At 71.7% G+C, this 14,942-nt stretch carries 11 protein-coding genes and 2 pseudogenes; 5 read left to right on the top strand and 8 right to left on the bottom strand.

What is annotated here, in order from left to right:
- Nucleotides 1-104: 104 nt before the first annotated feature.
- The 4 genes from ABD289_RS09265 to ABD289_RS09250 form a co-directional block, all read right to left on the bottom strand.
- Nucleotides 105-521 (bottom strand): hypothetical protein, encoded by a 417-nt coding sequence (locus ABD289_RS09265; RefSeq protein WP_344128802.1) that lies wholly within the window; start codon nucleotides 519-521, stop codon nucleotides 105-107.
- Nucleotides 522-1,061: 540 nt separating this feature from the next.
- Nucleotides 1,062-1,205 carry a M23 family metallopeptidase gene (locus ABD289_RS09260; protein ID WP_344129197.1) on the bottom strand — a complete coding sequence of 48 codons (144 nt, stop codon included), beginning with the start codon at nucleotides 1,203-1,205 and terminating at the stop codon, nucleotides 1,062-1,064.
- Between the two features lie 47 nt (nucleotides 1,206-1,252).
- Nucleotides 1,253-1,483: a hypothetical protein gene (locus ABD289_RS09255; protein ID WP_344128800.1), complete on the bottom strand. Its 231-nt coding sequence runs from the start codon at nucleotides 1,481-1,483 to the stop codon at nucleotides 1,253-1,255.
- A gap of 235 nt (nucleotides 1,484-1,718) precedes the next feature.
- Nucleotides 1,719-2,993, bottom strand: a complete 1,275-nt coding sequence (locus ABD289_RS09250) for an MFS transporter (protein ID WP_344128798.1) — start codon at nucleotides 2,991-2,993, stop codon at nucleotides 1,719-1,721.
- Between the two features lie 325 nt (nucleotides 2,994-3,318).
- Here ABD289_RS09250 and ABD289_RS09245 point away from each other — a divergent pair, with 325 nt between their 5' ends.
- Nucleotides 3,319-5,889 (top strand): family 78 glycoside hydrolase catalytic domain, encoded by a 2,571-nt coding sequence (locus ABD289_RS09245; RefSeq protein ID WP_344128796.1) that lies wholly within the window; start codon nucleotides 3,319-3,321, stop codon nucleotides 5,887-5,889.
- A 147-nt stretch (nucleotides 5,890-6,036) separates the two neighbouring features.
- Here the strand turns inward: ABD289_RS09245 and ABD289_RS09240 are convergent, their stop codons facing one another.
- Nucleotides 6,037-6,672 carry a TetR family transcriptional regulator gene (locus ABD289_RS09240; RefSeq protein ID WP_344128794.1) on the bottom strand — a complete coding sequence of 212 codons (636 nt, stop codon included), beginning with the start codon at nucleotides 6,670-6,672 and terminating at the stop codon, nucleotides 6,037-6,039.
- Between the two features lie 153 nt (nucleotides 6,673-6,825).
- Between ABD289_RS09240 and ABD289_RS09235 the strand changes: the two genes are divergently transcribed.
- The 3 genes and pseudogenes from ABD289_RS09235 to ABD289_RS09225 all read left to right on the top strand — a co-directional run bounded on the left by ABD289_RS09235 (nucleotide 6,826) and on the right by ABD289_RS09225 (nucleotide 10,301).
- Complete coding sequence (locus ABD289_RS09235) at nucleotides 6,826-8,112, top strand: MFS transporter (protein WP_344128792.1); 1,287 nt, start codon at nucleotides 6,826-6,828, stop codon at nucleotides 8,110-8,112.
- A gap of 32 nt (nucleotides 8,113-8,144) precedes the next feature.
- Nucleotides 8,145-9,380 (top strand): family 1 glycosylhydrolase, encoded by a 1,236-nt coding sequence (locus tag ABD289_RS09230; protein WP_344128790.1) that lies wholly within the window; start codon nucleotides 8,145-8,147, stop codon nucleotides 9,378-9,380.
- A 108-nt stretch (nucleotides 9,381-9,488) separates the two neighbouring features.
- Nucleotides 9,489-10,301: pseudogene (locus ABD289_RS09225) on the top strand (SDR family oxidoreductase).
- On the opposite strand, the gene ABD289_RS09220 reads toward ABD289_RS09225, so the two are convergent.
- Nucleotides 10,264-10,854: a class I SAM-dependent methyltransferase gene (locus ABD289_RS09220; protein WP_344128788.1), complete on the bottom strand. Its 591-nt coding sequence runs from the start codon at nucleotides 10,852-10,854 to the stop codon at nucleotides 10,264-10,266. The pseudogene ABD289_RS09225 and the gene ABD289_RS09220 overlap by 38 nt on opposite strands.
- A 101-nt stretch (nucleotides 10,855-10,955) precedes the next feature.
- Here ABD289_RS09220 and ABD289_RS09215 point away from each other — a divergent pair, with 101 nt between their 5' ends.
- Entirely contained in the window at nucleotides 10,956-12,554 is a 1,599-nt protein-coding gene (locus ABD289_RS09215; RefSeq protein WP_344128786.1) for a putative immunity protein, read from the top strand.
- Between the two features lie 2 nt (nucleotides 12,555-12,556).
- Here ABD289_RS09215 and ABD289_RS09210 read toward each other — a convergent pair.
- Nucleotides 12,557-12,933: pseudogene (locus ABD289_RS09210) on the bottom strand (conjugal transfer protein TraC); the annotation flags it as partial.
- A gap of 626 nt (nucleotides 12,934-13,559) precedes the next feature.
- On the bottom strand, nucleotides 13,560-14,825 hold the full coding sequence (locus tag ABD289_RS09205) for an MFS transporter (RefSeq protein ID WP_344128784.1): 1,266 nt from the start codon (nucleotides 14,823-14,825) through the stop codon (nucleotides 13,560-13,562).
- Nucleotides 14,826-14,942 lie beyond the last annotated feature (117 nt).

The raw sequence follows: 14,942 nt of genomic DNA, 5'->3' as shown, positions 1-14,942 counted from the left end.
CAACCATGCCGCGACGGCACGATTCGTCCGGCGCTCCGGAGATTCACATCCACGATGGAATAGCGTTCAGTTCGGGGCATTCAGGACGAAACGCAGGCGCTGGCTCATGTCGGCCACGTCGGCCTGGAGCTTGCCGAGATCGCGCTGCACCGACCCGACCTGACCCTCCATGTCGGCCGACGCTCCCACTGGTCCCGGCCACGTTTCGGTTCATCTCGCCCATGCGCCCGGTGATGCTGCGGAGTTCGGCGCTCATCTGCTGGATGCTCGCCGACACCGAGGGAGCCGGCGGTCTCGCCCTGCAACGTCACGATGGTTCGGCCCAGGCTTTCGATCTGGCCGTTGAGAGCGCTGACGCTGCGCGCCGTATCCGGGAACGGTCCCATCAAACCGCACATCGCGACAATGTTCTCGTCCAGCTCCGGCATCTCGGATTTGAGCGATTCGAGACTTCCCAAAGCGGACAACTGCTGATTGGTGCGCGTGAGATTCGACGTGACCGAATCCAACTGCTCGTGCATCGGGAGAAGTTGTACCGCAGCACCCCCATCGTGACCAGGTAGACGACCGCGCCACCGACCAGCAGGCCCTCGGAGATCCGCAGTCCGCACCGCCCGCCGGGTCGCTCATGGTCACGCTCTCCCTCGCAGGCCCGCTCCAGGTCGCCTGCCAGGCTAGCCACGAACCCCGTCGGCGTGACCGCGACGAAGTCACCTCTGGCGAACAACTCGGCTGGCGCTTGCTCAACTGATTGGCCCGCGGTGGCACTTGGCGAACGCCTGGCTTCGCAACTGACGATGTGCGCAACCGAAAAGCCGTGATTAGGGAGAGGCCTCGTTGCAGCTCTGGGAAGCCGGACGGCGTTTGACCAACGAAGGTGAGGCCCGTGGCTGGGTTCGTCCCGTGCCCCGGCCCTGACCAGCCACAAGGATCCTGAACTCTCCAGCGAGCGACATTTTTGACTACGGAGACATTTTGCGTGGCGGTGCCGGGAGCGGAACCTCAGACGCCGCCGGACTGCGGGATCCGCGACTCGAGCAGCCACGTCTCGTCCCCTCGGATCAACGGCACAGCGCCAAACCTCGGTGCTGGTAGAACGTGACGCGGTTGATGGGTTCGCCGGCCTGCTCGATCTGGAAGTGCAAGTGGGGTCCGGTGGACTCGCCGCGGCTTCCGACCTCGGCGATCGGCTCACCTGCGTGCACAGGCTGTCCGAGTTGGACGAGGTTGCGGCGGTTGTGGCCATAGGTGCTCACCACCCGGCTACACCGACCTGCTCGTCGAGCACTGCCGCAGCGCCGGTTTCGAGCCCGAGCAGCACCGCAACCCGATCGAGGGCACCCCGCCGGTGACCGCGGTGATCGGCACCGCGCACGTCGCCTTCGTCACCGCCTCCCCCGGGATCGCGGCGCGCGGCCGGGTCCGCGTCGTCGAGCTGGACCCGGCCGTGCACGTCCCGCTGCACGCGCTGTGGCCGCAGCAACCGCGTCCGAGGCGCGCGGGGCGTTCCTGCGCGCCGCGACCGACTAGGAGTCGTTCAGGAATGCGGCGCAGCCGCTGTGCTTCAGGTGCGGGACTCGGTCGGCACCGCAGCGGGTTGTGAGACGACTTCTGGCGAGCACGCCGCGACTCCGTGTTTTGCGTGGCGCACGGAGTCCAGAAGGCGTCTCACGACCCGCTACCCGCACCGCCACGCAAACGCACTTCCTGACCAGCCCTCAGGCGCTCTCCTCCGCGAGCTCGGGCGTGGCGGTGTCGTCGTCGCGCAAGTGGTTGTGGCGCTGGACGCTTCGGCCGACGAGCAGACCCGCGAGCAACCCGACGGCCACCACGCCGAGCAGTCCCGCGTAGGTCGCCCGCGGCGCGTTGGTCATCAGCGAGGGCGTCGCGGCCGCGGCCATGGCGGCCACCACGCGCGCCACGCCGACCACGGTGCCCTGCGCGGTGGCGCGCAGCAGGGTCGGGAACGCCTCCTGGCACCAGATCTTGAGCATGCCCTCGAAGGCCAGGGAACCGCCCAGCGCGCCGAAGACCGAGGAGGCGATCAAGGTCCACTGCGAGACGCCGAAGACCACGACGATGCCCATGGCGATCAGGTAGCAGGCGGCACCGACCAGGTACCAGCGCAAGCGGTTCCGCCCGTCGACGACCTTCATGAACCACAGGGCGACGACCACGCCGAGCCCCATCGTGACCGCGCCGATCGCCGCGGCCGTGGACACCGAGGATCCCGCGACGTTGACGAACAGGAAGGTGCCGAACTGGCCCTTGGTGTTGGCCACGACGTTGACCAGCGAGTAGAAGGTGATCAGCCCGAGCAGCGGCACCAGGTGGGGTCCGGTGAGCAGTTCGCGCACGCCGGGCGCGCCGGCCTTCGAGCCGCCCTCGGCGAAGTGCTCGCGCGAGGCGGCCCACTTCGCCGACTCCGGGATCCGCAACCGCAGCAGCAGCACGACCACCGCGACGACGGCGACGTGCCCGTACAGGATGCGCCCGCCGGTGCTGGCCATGCCGCCGACCACGATGCTCAGCAGCTGGGTGGCGATGATGCCGCAGAACCACAGCACCTGGGAGAGCCCGACGAGCTTGCCCGCCTGGCCCGGTGGCGCCTCTTCGGCGATCAGGGCGAGCGAGACCGGCAGGTCGGCTCCGGAGGCGTAGCCGATGAGCACCACGCCGACGTAGAGCATCACCGGCCCGGCGGCCGCGGCGAGCAGACCGGCGCCGATCGCGAGCAGCAGCATGGTCAGCGAGAACACCCTGCGCCGCCCGAAGCGGTCGCCGAGCCTGCCGCCGGTGAGCGCACCGGCGGCGATCGAGATGGTCAGCAGCGACGACAGCACGCCGATCTGCATCGGATCGAGCCCGAGGGCGTCCTGGAAGAGCACCAGCGCGGTGCCGGTGGAGACGATCGCTGCCGCGTCCAAGTAGGACGCCATTCCCGCGACGGCGGACCGGGTCCAGTCGCGAGCGGTGAGCGAAGGTGCGGTCATCGGCGTATCTCCTTTGATTTGCCAGACCAGGGCTGAGCTCCGCTTTCCGTGGCGATCGGCCACGGCCGCCGAAGCGATTCTTGAATCGTTTCACGAGATGGTGGGGCGTGGCTGGGACGATGTCAACAACTCGGACGGACCGCTCTCGCTCAACGAGAGCACCCGGCTGATCCAGCGCAGCAGTCACCCAGTTCCGAGGCCGCCGTCTTAGATCAACCCGAAGCTTGTCCACCGCATGACGAGCCCGTACGGTCCTCGCTGAAAGCTTTCAATCATTCCGGAGCGCCTCCACCGTCAGAGCCGACACGACAAGGACTTCGACGCCATGACCGACAGCGCCATCCCCCACGCACCGACCGCCGAGAACCACCGGGAACCGCTCGGCATCGGTGCGGCCTCGCCGAGGCTGTCCTGGACCACCTCCGCCCCGGACGGGTGGATCCAGCGGGCCTACGAGCTGGAGATCGCCCGCGGCGACCGCGTCACCGTGCACGGGCCCGTCGGCGACGACGACTCGCGCTACCGGCCGTGGCCGGAATCGCCGTTGGCACCGGGGGAAGCGGCGAGCGTGCGGGTGCGCGTGCACGGCGCGGACGGGGTTTCGGAGTGGAGCGAACCGACCGTCGTCGAGCGCGGCCTGACCGCCGAGGACTGGGTCGCCCTGCCGGTCGGCGGGGATCCCGGCGAGCCCGGAACGGAGAGGCGCCCGTCGCTGGTGCGCCGCGGGTTCGCGCTGCGCGGGCCGATCGCCTCAGCGCGGTTGCGCGTCAGCGCGCACGGGCTCGCCGAGGTCGAGATCAACGGGCGTCGCGTGGGCGAGGACGTGCTCTCCCCCGGCTGGAGCGTGTACTCCCGGCGGCTGCGCTACCGCACCCACGACGTGACCGACCTGCTCGGCGAGGGCGCCAACGCGATCGGCGCGTGGTTGGCCGACGGGTGGTACCGCGGGCGGATCGGCTTCCACGGCGGAGCCCGCGACCGCTACGGCACCGACCAGTCGCTCATCGCGCAGCTCGAAGTCCGCTACGCCGACGGCGGTCGGGAAACGATCGCCACCGGACCGGACTGGCGCGCCGCGGACAGCCCGATCCTGACCTCCTCGATCTACGACGGCGAGACCTTCGACGCCCGCGAGGTCCCGCACGGGTGGTCCGAGCCCGGCTTCGACGACACCGGCTGGTCCCCGGCGCACGTCTTCGAGCGCGATCCGGCCACGCTGGTCGCCCCGGACGGCCCGCCGGTGCGGCGCGCCCGTTCGGTGCGCCCGGCGCGCACCGAACGGCGCGCCCCCGACCGGCTCCTGGTGGACCTCGGGCAGAACCTGGTGGGGCGGATGGCGCTGCGGACCCGCGGTCTGCGCGGCCAGGAGGTCGTCCTCCGGCACGCCGAGGTGCTGCAGGACGGCGAGCTGTGCACCCGCCCGCTGCGCCAGGCCGCGCAGACCGACCGCTACGTGCTCGCGGGTTCCGGCGAGGAGGAGTGGGAGCCCAAGTTCACCTTCCACGGGTTCCGCTACGTCGAGGTCACCGCTCCCCCGGCGGTTCTCGACCACCTGGAGCTGGAAGCGCGCGTGCTGCACAGCGATCTGCGCCGCACCGGTTGGTTCTCCTGCTCCGACGCCGATCTCAACGCACTGCACGACAACGTGGTGTGGTCGATGCGCGGCAACTTCGTGGACCTGCCCACCGACTGCCCGCAGCGCGACGAGCGGCTCGGCTGGACCGGCGACATCCAGGTCTTCGCCCGCACGGCGAGCTTCCTGCACGACGTGACCGGGATGCTGTCCTCCTGGCTGCGGGACCTCGCGATCGAGCAGAACGACGAGGGCTCCGTGCCGGTGTTCGTCCCGACGCTGCGCGACGCCGGGTCGTGGGACATGAACGACCCGATCGCCGCCTGGGGCGACGCCGGGGTGCTCACACCGTGGGACCTCTACGTCGCCTCCGGCGACACCGAGCTGCTGCGGCGGCAGTGGGACAGCGCCAAGGCGTGGGTCGACCTGCTCGCCCGCCGCTCCGGCGCGGACCGGCTGTGGACCGGCGACACCCAGCTCGGCGACTGGCTGGACCCCGCGGCCCCGCCGGACGACCCGGCCCGCGCCACCACCGACCGCGATCTGGTCGCCAGCGCCCACTTCGCGCACTCCGCCCGCAGGCTCGCCGACATCGCCACCGCGATCGGCCGCGACGCCGACGCCGAGCACTACGGCGCGCTCGCCGCCGAGGTCCGCGCTGCCATCCGCGACCGGTGGACCGACGGCGAGGGCCTTCTGGCCGAGGAGTCCCAGTGCGGCTACGCGCTGCTGCTGGCCTTCGAGATCCTCGAGGACCCCGCGTCGCGGGAACGCGGCGGCGAGCGGCTTCGCGACCTGGTGGTCGAGGCCGACTACCGGATCTCGACCGGCTTCGTGGGCACTCCGCTGGTATCCCAGGCGCTCTCGTCCACCGGCGGGCTCGACGTCGCCTACCGCCAGCTGCGGGAGCGCGGCTGCCCGTCCTGGCTCTACCCGGTCACGATGGGCGCGACGACCATCTGGGAGCGCTGGGACTCGATGCTGCCCGACGGCACGGTCAACCCGGGCGAGATGACCTCGTTCAACCACTACGCCCTGGGCGCGGTGGCGAACTGGATGCACAGCACGATCGCGGGCCTGACCCCCGCGACTCCGGGCTGGCGGCGCATCCACTTCGCCCCGCGCCCCGGCGGTGGGCTGACCTGGGCCCGCGGCGCCTACGACGGTCCCTACGGCCAGGTCGCCATCGACTGGTCCATCGACGACGGGACGCTCACGGTGCGCACCGAGGTGCCCGCCAACTGCACGGCCCGCCTCGACCTCCCCGACGGCACCAGCCACGACCTGACCTCGGGCCGAGCCACCCACACCTGCACGATCTGACCCCATCGCCCGAACCAACGCACCCACGATCGGCTGGCGCTCGAAGAGCCCTCGAATTCGACCTGCGAATTTCAAGGGCTTTTCGAGTCCGGGCGCGGGGCTTCCGCCGTGGTGGTTCTCGTTCGGTTCTGGGCGGGTGGGCGATCGTCACCGAGCCGTCGGGGCGGCGGTTCGCCGAGCCGCGGGGGCGGGTCGGACCGGTTCGGTGAGGAAGGTGTTGATGTGCGCGCGGATCCCCTCGGCCATGTCGACGTCCTGGCCGTTGAGCCAGAGGAGTTCGAGACCTTCGGTCATCGCCAGCGTGCTCAGCGCCGCCGCGCGGGGGTCGACGCCCTCGCGCAGGGCGCCGTCCTCACCCGCCTCGGCGTAGGCGTTGGCGACCGCTGAGGCGATCCGCTCCACGCGGTCTCGGAAGTGCTCGTGCGCGGGGTGGTCGGGATCGGTGGCCTCGGCCGACAGGATCGTGTAGAGCTGCACCGCACCGCGCAGATCCGCCTGCTCCCGGGAGATCTCCACCAGCCCGGCCAGGAACTCGGTGCCGCGACGCCCTTCCAGCACCTGCTCGGCGCGCTCGTCGCGCCGCTCCAGCACGGCCTTGAGCAGCGCCGTCTTGCCGCCGGCGAAGTGGTGCAGCACGCCGGTCTGGGTCATGCCGACCTCGCGGGCGATCTGGCTGACCGAGCTCGCGGTGTAACCGGCCTTCGCGAACACCGCGAACGCCGCCTCGACGATCTGCTCGCGCCGCTGCGCGCTCTTGCGGTACTCACCCCTGGGACCGGCCACACCAGGAATCTTATCCAGCCGGAACGAAAACCTTCAACCCTTTAGATTTTCGTGTTAGGTTGCCTGACACACACGCCCACCGGTGGGGCAATTCGCTCGACGACGACGATGGCCGGGCCGTCCGCGACGGCCCCTCACGGCAAGGAAGCCACCATGACCGACCCCATCGAGCCCACCGCACCCGCGACAGCGTCAACATCCGCCGCGATCGTCGAATCGCGCACAGCACCAAGGGGTTTCACGATCTTCGTCGCGTTCGCGGCGATCGGAGCGGGAGCGGCGCAGATGTCGGCCGCGCTGCTCACCCTGACCCTCAAGGCCACCGAGCTGGACTCCGCGGCGGCCACCACGATCATCTCCCTGTCCAGCGGCATCGCCGGGGCGTTCACGCTCATCGCGCTGCCGACCGTGGGCGCGCTCAGCGACCGCACCCGTTCGCGCCTCGGGCGCAGACGCCCCTACCTGCTCGCGGCCGCCGCGGCCTTCGCCCTCGGCGGGCTGCTGCTGATCACCGCACCTGCCGTCCCGGTCCTGGTCCTGGCGCACCTGCTGATCACGACCGGGTTCGTGACCGCGGGCGTGACCACCACCGCGCTGGTCGCCGACCAGCTCCCACCGGACGAGCGCGGCCCGGTCACCGCGATGCTGAGCATGGGAACGCCGCTGGGCGCGCTGGTCGGCATGGCCGTGGGCACGCCGTTCGGCGACCGCCTGGTCCCGCTGGTGCTCATCCCGACCGCGATCGCGGTGGTGGCGGTGCTGCTGCTGGCCGCGGTGATCCACGACCCGCGCGCAGACCGGGAGCTCGCCCGCCTCGACTGGCGCGAACTCCTCGCCGTGTTCTGGGTGAACCCGCTGCGCTTCCCGGACTTCGCCCTCGTGTTCGCCAGCCGCCTGCTGGTGTTCTCCGGGGTCGCCGCGCTCAACGGTTACCAGGCGATCTTCCTGCTGCGCGAGCTGGACCTCTCCCCCGCGCAGCTCGGCGGGACGATCCTGCTGACCGTGGTGATCAACGCGGGCGTCACGATGCTGACCGCGCCCGCCGTGGGCAGGCTCACCGACGCGCTGAACGTGCGCAAGCCCTTCGTCCTGGCCGCTGCGATGATCCTCGGCGCCGGCCTGCTGATCGCCTCCGCGGCCCCCGGACTCGGCGTCTACCTGTTCGCCTGCGGTGTGGTCGGGCTCGGTCAGGGCGTGTACTTCGCCGTCGAGCTGGTGCTGGCCACCCGGGTGCTGCCCGACCCGGACAACCCGGCCAAGGACCTCGGCCTGCTCAAGATCGCCGACAACCTGCCGGTGGCCCTCGTGGCCGCAGTGGCCCCGGTCCTGCTGGCCATCGGCGCGTCCGGCGGGGAGAACTTCGCCGCGCTGTTCATCGCCGGAGCGATCGCGGCGTTCGCCGGCGGTTCGCTGATCCTGTTCATCCGCGGCGCGCGCTGAGCGCGCCGGCCGACTCAGAAGGAGCACATCGCATGTCTGGGACCTTCCCCGAGGACTTCCTGTGGGGCGTGGCCCTGGCCGGGCACCAGAACGAGGGCGACAACGAGCACAGCGACATCTGGTTCCTGGAGCGCACCGCGCCCACGCTCTTCCAGGAGCCCAGCGGAGCGGCCTGCCGGGGCTACCAGCGCTGGCCCGAGGACCTGGACACCGTCGCCGGGCTGGGGCTCGACGCGTTCCGGTTCTCGGTGGAGTGGGCCAGGGTCGAGCCCGAGCGCGACGAGGTGTCCACCGAGGCGCTGGACCACTACGAGCAGGTGGTCGACGGCGCTCTGGAGCGCGGCCTGGCGCCGGTGGTGACGTTCAACCACTTCGCCGCACCGCACTGGTTCTCGGCCGCCGGTTCCTGGCTCGCGGAGGACGCCGCGGAGCGCTTCGCCGCGCAGTGCGACCGCGTGATGGCGCGCTTCGGCGATCGGATCACCGCGGGAGTGACCATCAACGAGCCGAACCTGGAGCAGCTGCTGCAGGCCGGTGGGAAGCTTCCCGCCGAAGCCGAGACGACCAAGCGCGAGATGCTCGCCGCTGCGGCGCGCGCCGCGGGCAGCGAGCGCTACTTCGCCTCCAACGTCATCCCTTCCGACGCGCAGCCCGAGTTCCAGGCGGCGTTCACCCGGGCGCACCGCGCCGCGAAGTCGGCCATCAAGGCCCGCCGCGGCGACCTGCCGGTCGGCGTGTCGATCGCGATGGCCGACGAGGTCGCGCTGCCCGGTGGCGAGCAGCACCGCGACGCGCGGCGCGCGGCGGTCTACGACCACTGGCTGGCCGTCGGCCGCGAGGACGACTTCATCGGCGTGCAGAACTACGAGCGCATCTTCCACGGACCCGACGGCGAGGTCGTGCCGGAAGGGCCGCGCAACGGGATGAACTCGGTGATCGACCCGGCGTCGCTGGCCGGCGCTGTCCGCTACGCCCACCAGGTCGCGGGCGTTCCGGTGCTGGTCACCGAGCACGGCCTGCAGACCGGGGACGACGCGCAGCGCGCGGCGTTCATCCCGGCCGCCCTCGACCTGCTGAGCGACGAGATCGCCGCTGGCACACCGGTTCTCGGCTACCTGCACTGGACGCTGATGGACAACTTCGAGTGGATCTTCGGCTACCGGCCGAAGCTCGGCCTGCTGGCCGTCGACCGCGAGACCTTCGACCGCACGCCGAAGCCCAGCGCGAAGGCCTACGCGGCCGCGGTCCAGCACCACCGGGGCCGGTGACCGCGGATCCCGGCGGCGGGCGGGGTTTCGCGCGGGCGCTGACGGGGAACCAAGCTCGGCTGTTCCGGGAACCCGTCGAAGGAGAGCTTCGACGAGCGAGGTCCACCGGTGTCCCCGCGCAGCAGCAATCGCCGCCGGGCACCACCGAACCGATGGTTCCGCGCCCCCGCGACCAGATGCGCGAGTACCGCGGCAGCGGGCACCTGGAGGGCGAGCGCGCTGATCACCGGTGGCGACTCGGGCATCGGGCGCGCGGTCGCGGTGGCCTTCGCCAAGGAGGGTGCGGACGTGGCGATCAACTACTTCGGCGAGTCCGAGGACGCCGACGCCGAGCGCATCCGCGCGCTGGTTCGCGAGCAGGGGCGCCGGTGCTACCTGTTCCGGGAGGTGCGCTCGGCGGCCGAGGCGCTGGGCGGGCTGGACGTTCTGGTCGACCACGCCGGCCTGCAGTCGGTGCAGCCGGACTTCGCCGACATCGGCTCCGAGCAGTTCGACCGGACCTTCAAGGTCAACGTCTACGCGGTGTTCTGGATGTGCCACGCCGCGCTCGATCACCTCGGCGCGGGCGGGCGATCATCAACACCGGTTCGGTCAACGGGCTGCGCGACAACGAGGGCCTGATGGACTGCTCGGCGAGCAAGGACGCGGTGCACGCGCTGACCCAGACGCTCGCGCAGTCCCGCCCACAGCGGGATCCGGGTGAACTGCGTGGCTCCGGGTCCGGTGCGGACGCCGCTGATCCAGGCGACGCTGCCCGACGAGAAGGTCGAGGGATTCGGCGAGCAGGTGCCGATGCAGCGCGCGGCGCATCCCGACGAGATCGCGCCGTCCTACATGTTCTTCGCCTCCGATCACCTCTCCAGCTACTACACCGGCGAGGGCCTCAGCGCCGGGCGTTCAGCTCGACGGCGGGACTGTTGAGCCGGCGGGGGCGGAGCTCGATCTCCGCGCGCTGGAATCCGGCGTTGATCGCGTCCTCGCGCAGCTCCTCCGCCGAGACGCTCAGGACGTGCCGGTGCACGCTGATCACCAGCCGCCCACCGGGCCGCAGCACCCGGTGCAGCTCGGCGAACCCGCGCGGGCGATCCCACATCATCACGTTGTTCACCGAGATCGCGACGTCGATCGAACCGTCCGCGCAGCCGGTGTCCTCCGCTCCGCCCGCGCGCAGCGCGACGACCCGGTCGATGATCTCGGCGGCGCACCGAGCCTGCGCCATGCCGCGCATCTCCGCGGAGGGATCGACTCCGATCACGTGCCCGCCGGGCACCACCGCCGCGGCGGCGAGCTGCAAGCCCACCCCGGGTCCGGGGCCGATCACCAGCACGCGTTGACCGGGTTCGATCCCGGCCGCCGCCACGGCGCGCCGCTCCTGCTCGGCGTTCCCGCGCGCCATCACCGTCCCGCCGAACCTGCCCAACGCGCCTTGCGGACGCCCGAAGGCGCGTTCCAGAACCCCGGTCAACCTGCTCATACCCCGAGCCCACCACGACCCGCCGCACCCGGCATCCGGGAACGCCCCCGTCATCCCTCGGGGGCAACACCTGACCCGCCGCCGGAGGCGATGATGGACCCGTGGCCGCGGAGACGATCGAGCTCGGCTGGGACGACCGTCGGGAGGTCGCCGGATTCGCCGCGTCGTGCGCGCGCTCCGCGCTGGAGGTCTTCGAACCGGAACGCCCGGCCGATCGACGCCCGCGAGCGGCGATCGAAGCTGCGCAGGACTTCGCCGAAGGCGCCGAGCGCAGCAAGGTCCTGCGCGACACCGCCTGGTCGGCCCAGCGCGCGGCGCAGGAGGCCCGCGACGAGACCGGCCTCGCCGCGGCCAGCGATGCCGCCCGAGCTGCCGCGGCCGCAGCGGGGGCGGCGTTCCTGCACCCCTCGCCCCAGGCCGCTCAGGTCACGCGCGTCCTCGGTTCCGCCGCCCACGCAGCCCGCGTCCGCGAACTCGCATCCGGTGACGACGCCAGCGGAACCGCCCACCTCGACGATCTCCGGGCCCTCGCTAGCACGACCGTGATCGACGTGCTCCACCGCTACCCCACCGCACCGGCGGGTGGCGGCCGAGTCGGCCACCCGCTCCGGCAGCTGGTGAAGCCCTCCGCTGACCACCTCGGCTGCCAGGGGCACCCCGAGCGCCGCGCCGCCCGTGGCTCGCCCCGCGGGCGGATACCCTGGTGCGGGTCCACGCGAACGGGACTCGCAGGTAGCGGTTCGCTTCAGGGAGCAGCGCGGATGGCATTCACCCCGAAGACGTGGCCGGGGCGGGTGGTCCCCGGGGACGAGGAGCAGGCCGAGCTGGCCACGAGGAAGCTCTTCCTCGAGGTGTTCCCCGGGCACCCGGTGACCTCGGAGGCCGGGGCCATCCTCGATCGCTGGTACGACGCGGGGTGGTGCGTCGACGCGATCAAGGTCGCCCTCGACAACCTCCCGCAGGGCCAGGAGGGCTTCCAACCCCGGCGGGGCGATCAGGAGTCGCCGGAGGACTTCCTCGTGCGGCGGCTGCGGAAGTGGTTCCGCGACGCCGACGAGGACGTCGACTCCGAGCGCAACGCTCGCTTGGCCCCGCCGCGGGCCGGCCAGTCGCTCGACATGCACCTGCGGCTCAAGCGGCAGCAGCAGCTCAACGACGGCCTGGGGCCCGCGCGCCGACCGCTGACCGCCGCCGGGCAGCAGGCCCGCAGGCAGGCGCAGGAGCAGGCCCGCACGCGGCGCCCGGACCCGGTCGTCAGGGCTCGCGCGCGCGACGCGCGGATGCGAGAGGCGCTGGACTCGCTGCACGCCGAGCTACCGCTGGTGCACAGCGAGGACGACGCCACCGACGCCCGGAACGAGGAGCACGAGTCCCAGCTCGTGGCCGCCTACGCGGCGCGGACCGCGACGGTCAAGCACGACCCGACCGTGCGGCGAGTCCTCGCGCGGCTCACCGAGGAGCGGCGGCGCCCGAACGCGCAGGAGACCGCGATCCTGCGCCGGGCGGTGCGCGGTGCGCAGCAGCGCGCCAGCCTCGGCACCCTCGACGCGGCCACCGCGGACGCGACCAACACCGTCCTCGACGAGGACGGGCAGCGCATCCTCGCCTACCTCGACCACGCCGCGGGCACCGGGCTCACGCTCGACCAGGCGGTCGCGGTCCTGCACGCCCGGGTGGACGCGGCGACCTCCCAGGACTGACCTCAGTCGAGAAGAAGGTCTTGCGAGCTGCCGATATCGGCTAATTCGCCTTCCTCGTCGGAGGATTCGGACAACGAGGCCAGCTCGGCAGCGTCGGTCGTGATCAAGTTGTGCTCGCAGTCGGAGGCGATGGCCGCAGGGCGACCCGCTGAGTCCCAGTCGACAACAAGCCCTGGCCCGTACCGGCCGACAGCAGGAACTGCCGGTCGCCTTCCGACAGCGCGAAGGTGCGGACGATGCCGTCGATGGCTTGCGGTACCTGGCGCAGCAGGATCTGGGTGGCTGCGTTGGCGATCACGGCCTTGCCGAGATCCGTGCCGAGGACATCGCGGACGTCCTGGGTCGCCACGATGAGCCCGGCCCAGTGCTTGCGGACGGATGGCCGCGCCTGGGTCGGTGATCAGGACCAGCTGGATCCGGTACTTCGAGTAGCGCCACTGCCCACCGTGGGTCCGCGCTCGTCCTGCGCCGTCGGCAGAGACGTGAAGTGACGCGAGGGAGATGATGTCCTTCCAGGACGGACGATATTCTCGCAGCGAATCGTCGGTGAACGGGGTCTTGTCGGCTCCAACCAGGTTTCCACTTTCCACCTGCTCTTCGGTCGGACAGGCGTCCCGGAGTTTCTTCGCCCAGCATTCGTAGGCCGAATTCGTTCCCGCCAGTTCAGGCGTCTTGTCCGTGTCGCCTGGACGTCATGCTTGGCTCTCCCCCTCGGTGCTGCTGATCGGTTGCGGCAGTTGCGGTCGGCGAGCGGGAGAGGTCGCGGTGGGACAGCTAGCGGCGCGAGCGCTTCGCCGAGTGCGTCGGTAGGGAGCGGGGCATCGCCAACACCGACTGCGGACCGGGCGGCCGCATCCCTCCGGGCTTCGCCCGGGCGAAGCCCGAAACCCTGGTTCGCGGCGTGGAAATCGCCACGGAGCGCCTCTGGCACTAGGCGCAGCTCCGCCGCGACGCCGGTGGCCACCACCCGGTCACGGACATCGACGCCCCGCGGTCCGGACGCGGTCAGCGATCGGACGCACGAGGAACCCCCGACTGGCCGAACCGCCCCGCAGCGGTGTCCTGGCGAGCCCGGGCACGCCCCGCAGACCACGCCGACAGCGCGGAGAGTCCCGCGCCGACGGCCAGCAGACCTGCGAACACCAGGGCGATCGCGGCGAAGCCGCGGGAGGCCAGCCCAGCGGCGAGCAGCGGGCCGACACCAGCACCGAGGAAGATCAGGAACGCGAACAGCGCCGAAGCACCTCCCTGCTCACCGGGGGCGACCCGAGCGGTGATGCTCTGCATCATCGCGGGGGCGGCGAGCGCGGCGGCGGCGACGAAGACCAGCAGCAAACCGGCCAGGGCCAGCACGGAACCGCTCACCACCGCCATCGCGAGCGCCGCCGCGGAAGCGACGCCCAACCCGGCGATCAGCCGGGTGGGCGCGCCCAACCGGGTCAGCAGCGAGAGCGCGGCGGGGATGGCCACCAGGGCCGGCAACCCGCTGGCCCGCAGCGCGAGCAGGGCCACCGGTTCGCCCGCGATCGAGGGCGGCCCGGCCAGCGCGATCGCGGCGTAGATGCCGACGAAGCAAGTGAGCATCGTCAGGCTCGCCGCGTAGAGCAGGAGCAGCGGAGGTGCGCGCAACAACCGCGGCATCGCGACGAACGCCGCGCGCGCACCGGCGAGCTGGCCCGAGCGAGCAGGTCGCAGCACCGCGCGCGCCGCGACGGCCAGCGCCAGCAGGCACGGGCTGGACAGGAGGAACACCGCTCGCCACCCCCACGCGTCGCCGACCAGCTGCGCGACCACCTGCAGGACGACGGCCGAGCCGAGCATGCTGCTCGCGAAGCAGCTGAACACCAGGGCGCGGCGGGCCGGGCGCACGTGCTGACCGACGTAGGACAGCAGCGGCGGCCCGAAGGAACCTGCCGCGAAACCCTGGACGGCGCGCGACGCGCACGCCGCGAACAGCCCGGCCGATGCCGGGACCACCGCGGTGGCCACCCCCGTGGCCACCAGCGCCGCGACGACGACCCGCCGCTGGCCCAGCCAGTCCGACAGCGGACCGGACAGCAACGCCCCGCAGGCGTAGGCGATCGCGAACGCGGTGGCCGTCCAGGCGACCTGCTCCGGGCCCACCCCGAAGCTGGTGCTCATCAGCTCGAACAGCGGCAGAACCGCGTACATCTGCCCGTTGACCAGAACGCCGGACAGCACCAGCACGGCGATGGTGGGCCCGGTCGGCGCCCAGCCATCCCCGCGCGCGGCTTCGGTCGACGTGGACATGACTCACCGTCGCCTCCCCGGCGGCGGGGCTGCAAGAGTCCTTCGCCCCGCGGCTCGCAACCGATCGGGCGGCGGGAGCGAGTCACCCCCACCCGGCCGGGCAGCGCTGGTTGTCCA

This window comes from Saccharopolyspora halophila, assembly GCF_039531955.1.
In the GTDB taxonomy this organism is placed as follows: domain Bacteria; phylum Actinomycetota; class Actinomycetes; order Mycobacteriales; family Pseudonocardiaceae; genus Saccharopolyspora; species Saccharopolyspora halophila.
The sequence above is the reverse complement of the archived record's forward strand: the minus strand, read 5'-3'. Positions and strand labels throughout refer to the sequence as shown.

Excerpts from the sequence above, each read along its gene's own strand:
- ABD289_RS09265 (WP_344128802.1), bottom strand. The coding sequence starts at position 521 with ATGCACGAGCAGTTGGATTCGGTCACGTCGAATCTCACGCGCACCAAT.
- ABD289_RS09250 (WP_344128798.1), bottom strand. The coding sequence starts at position 2,993 with ATGACCGCACCTTCGCTCACCGCTCGCGACTGGACCCGGTCCGCCGTC.
- ABD289_RS09245 (WP_344128796.1), top strand. The coding sequence starts at position 3,319 with ATGACCGACAGCGCCATCCCCCACGCACCGACCGCCGAGAACCACCGG.
- ABD289_RS09235 (WP_344128792.1), top strand. The coding sequence starts at position 6,826 with ATGACCGACCCCATCGAGCCCACCGCACCCGCGACAGCGTCAACATCC.
- ABD289_RS09230 (WP_344128790.1), top strand. The coding sequence starts at position 8,145 with ATGTCTGGGACCTTCCCCGAGGACTTCCTGTGGGGCGTGGCCCTGGCC.
- ABD289_RS09220 (WP_344128788.1), bottom strand. The coding sequence starts at position 10,854 with ATGAGCAGGTTGACCGGGGTTCTGGAACGCGCCTTCGGGCGTCCGCAA.
- ABD289_RS09205 (WP_344128784.1), bottom strand. The coding sequence starts at position 14,825 with ATGTCCACGTCGACCGAAGCCGCGCGCGGGGATGGCTGGGCGCCGACC.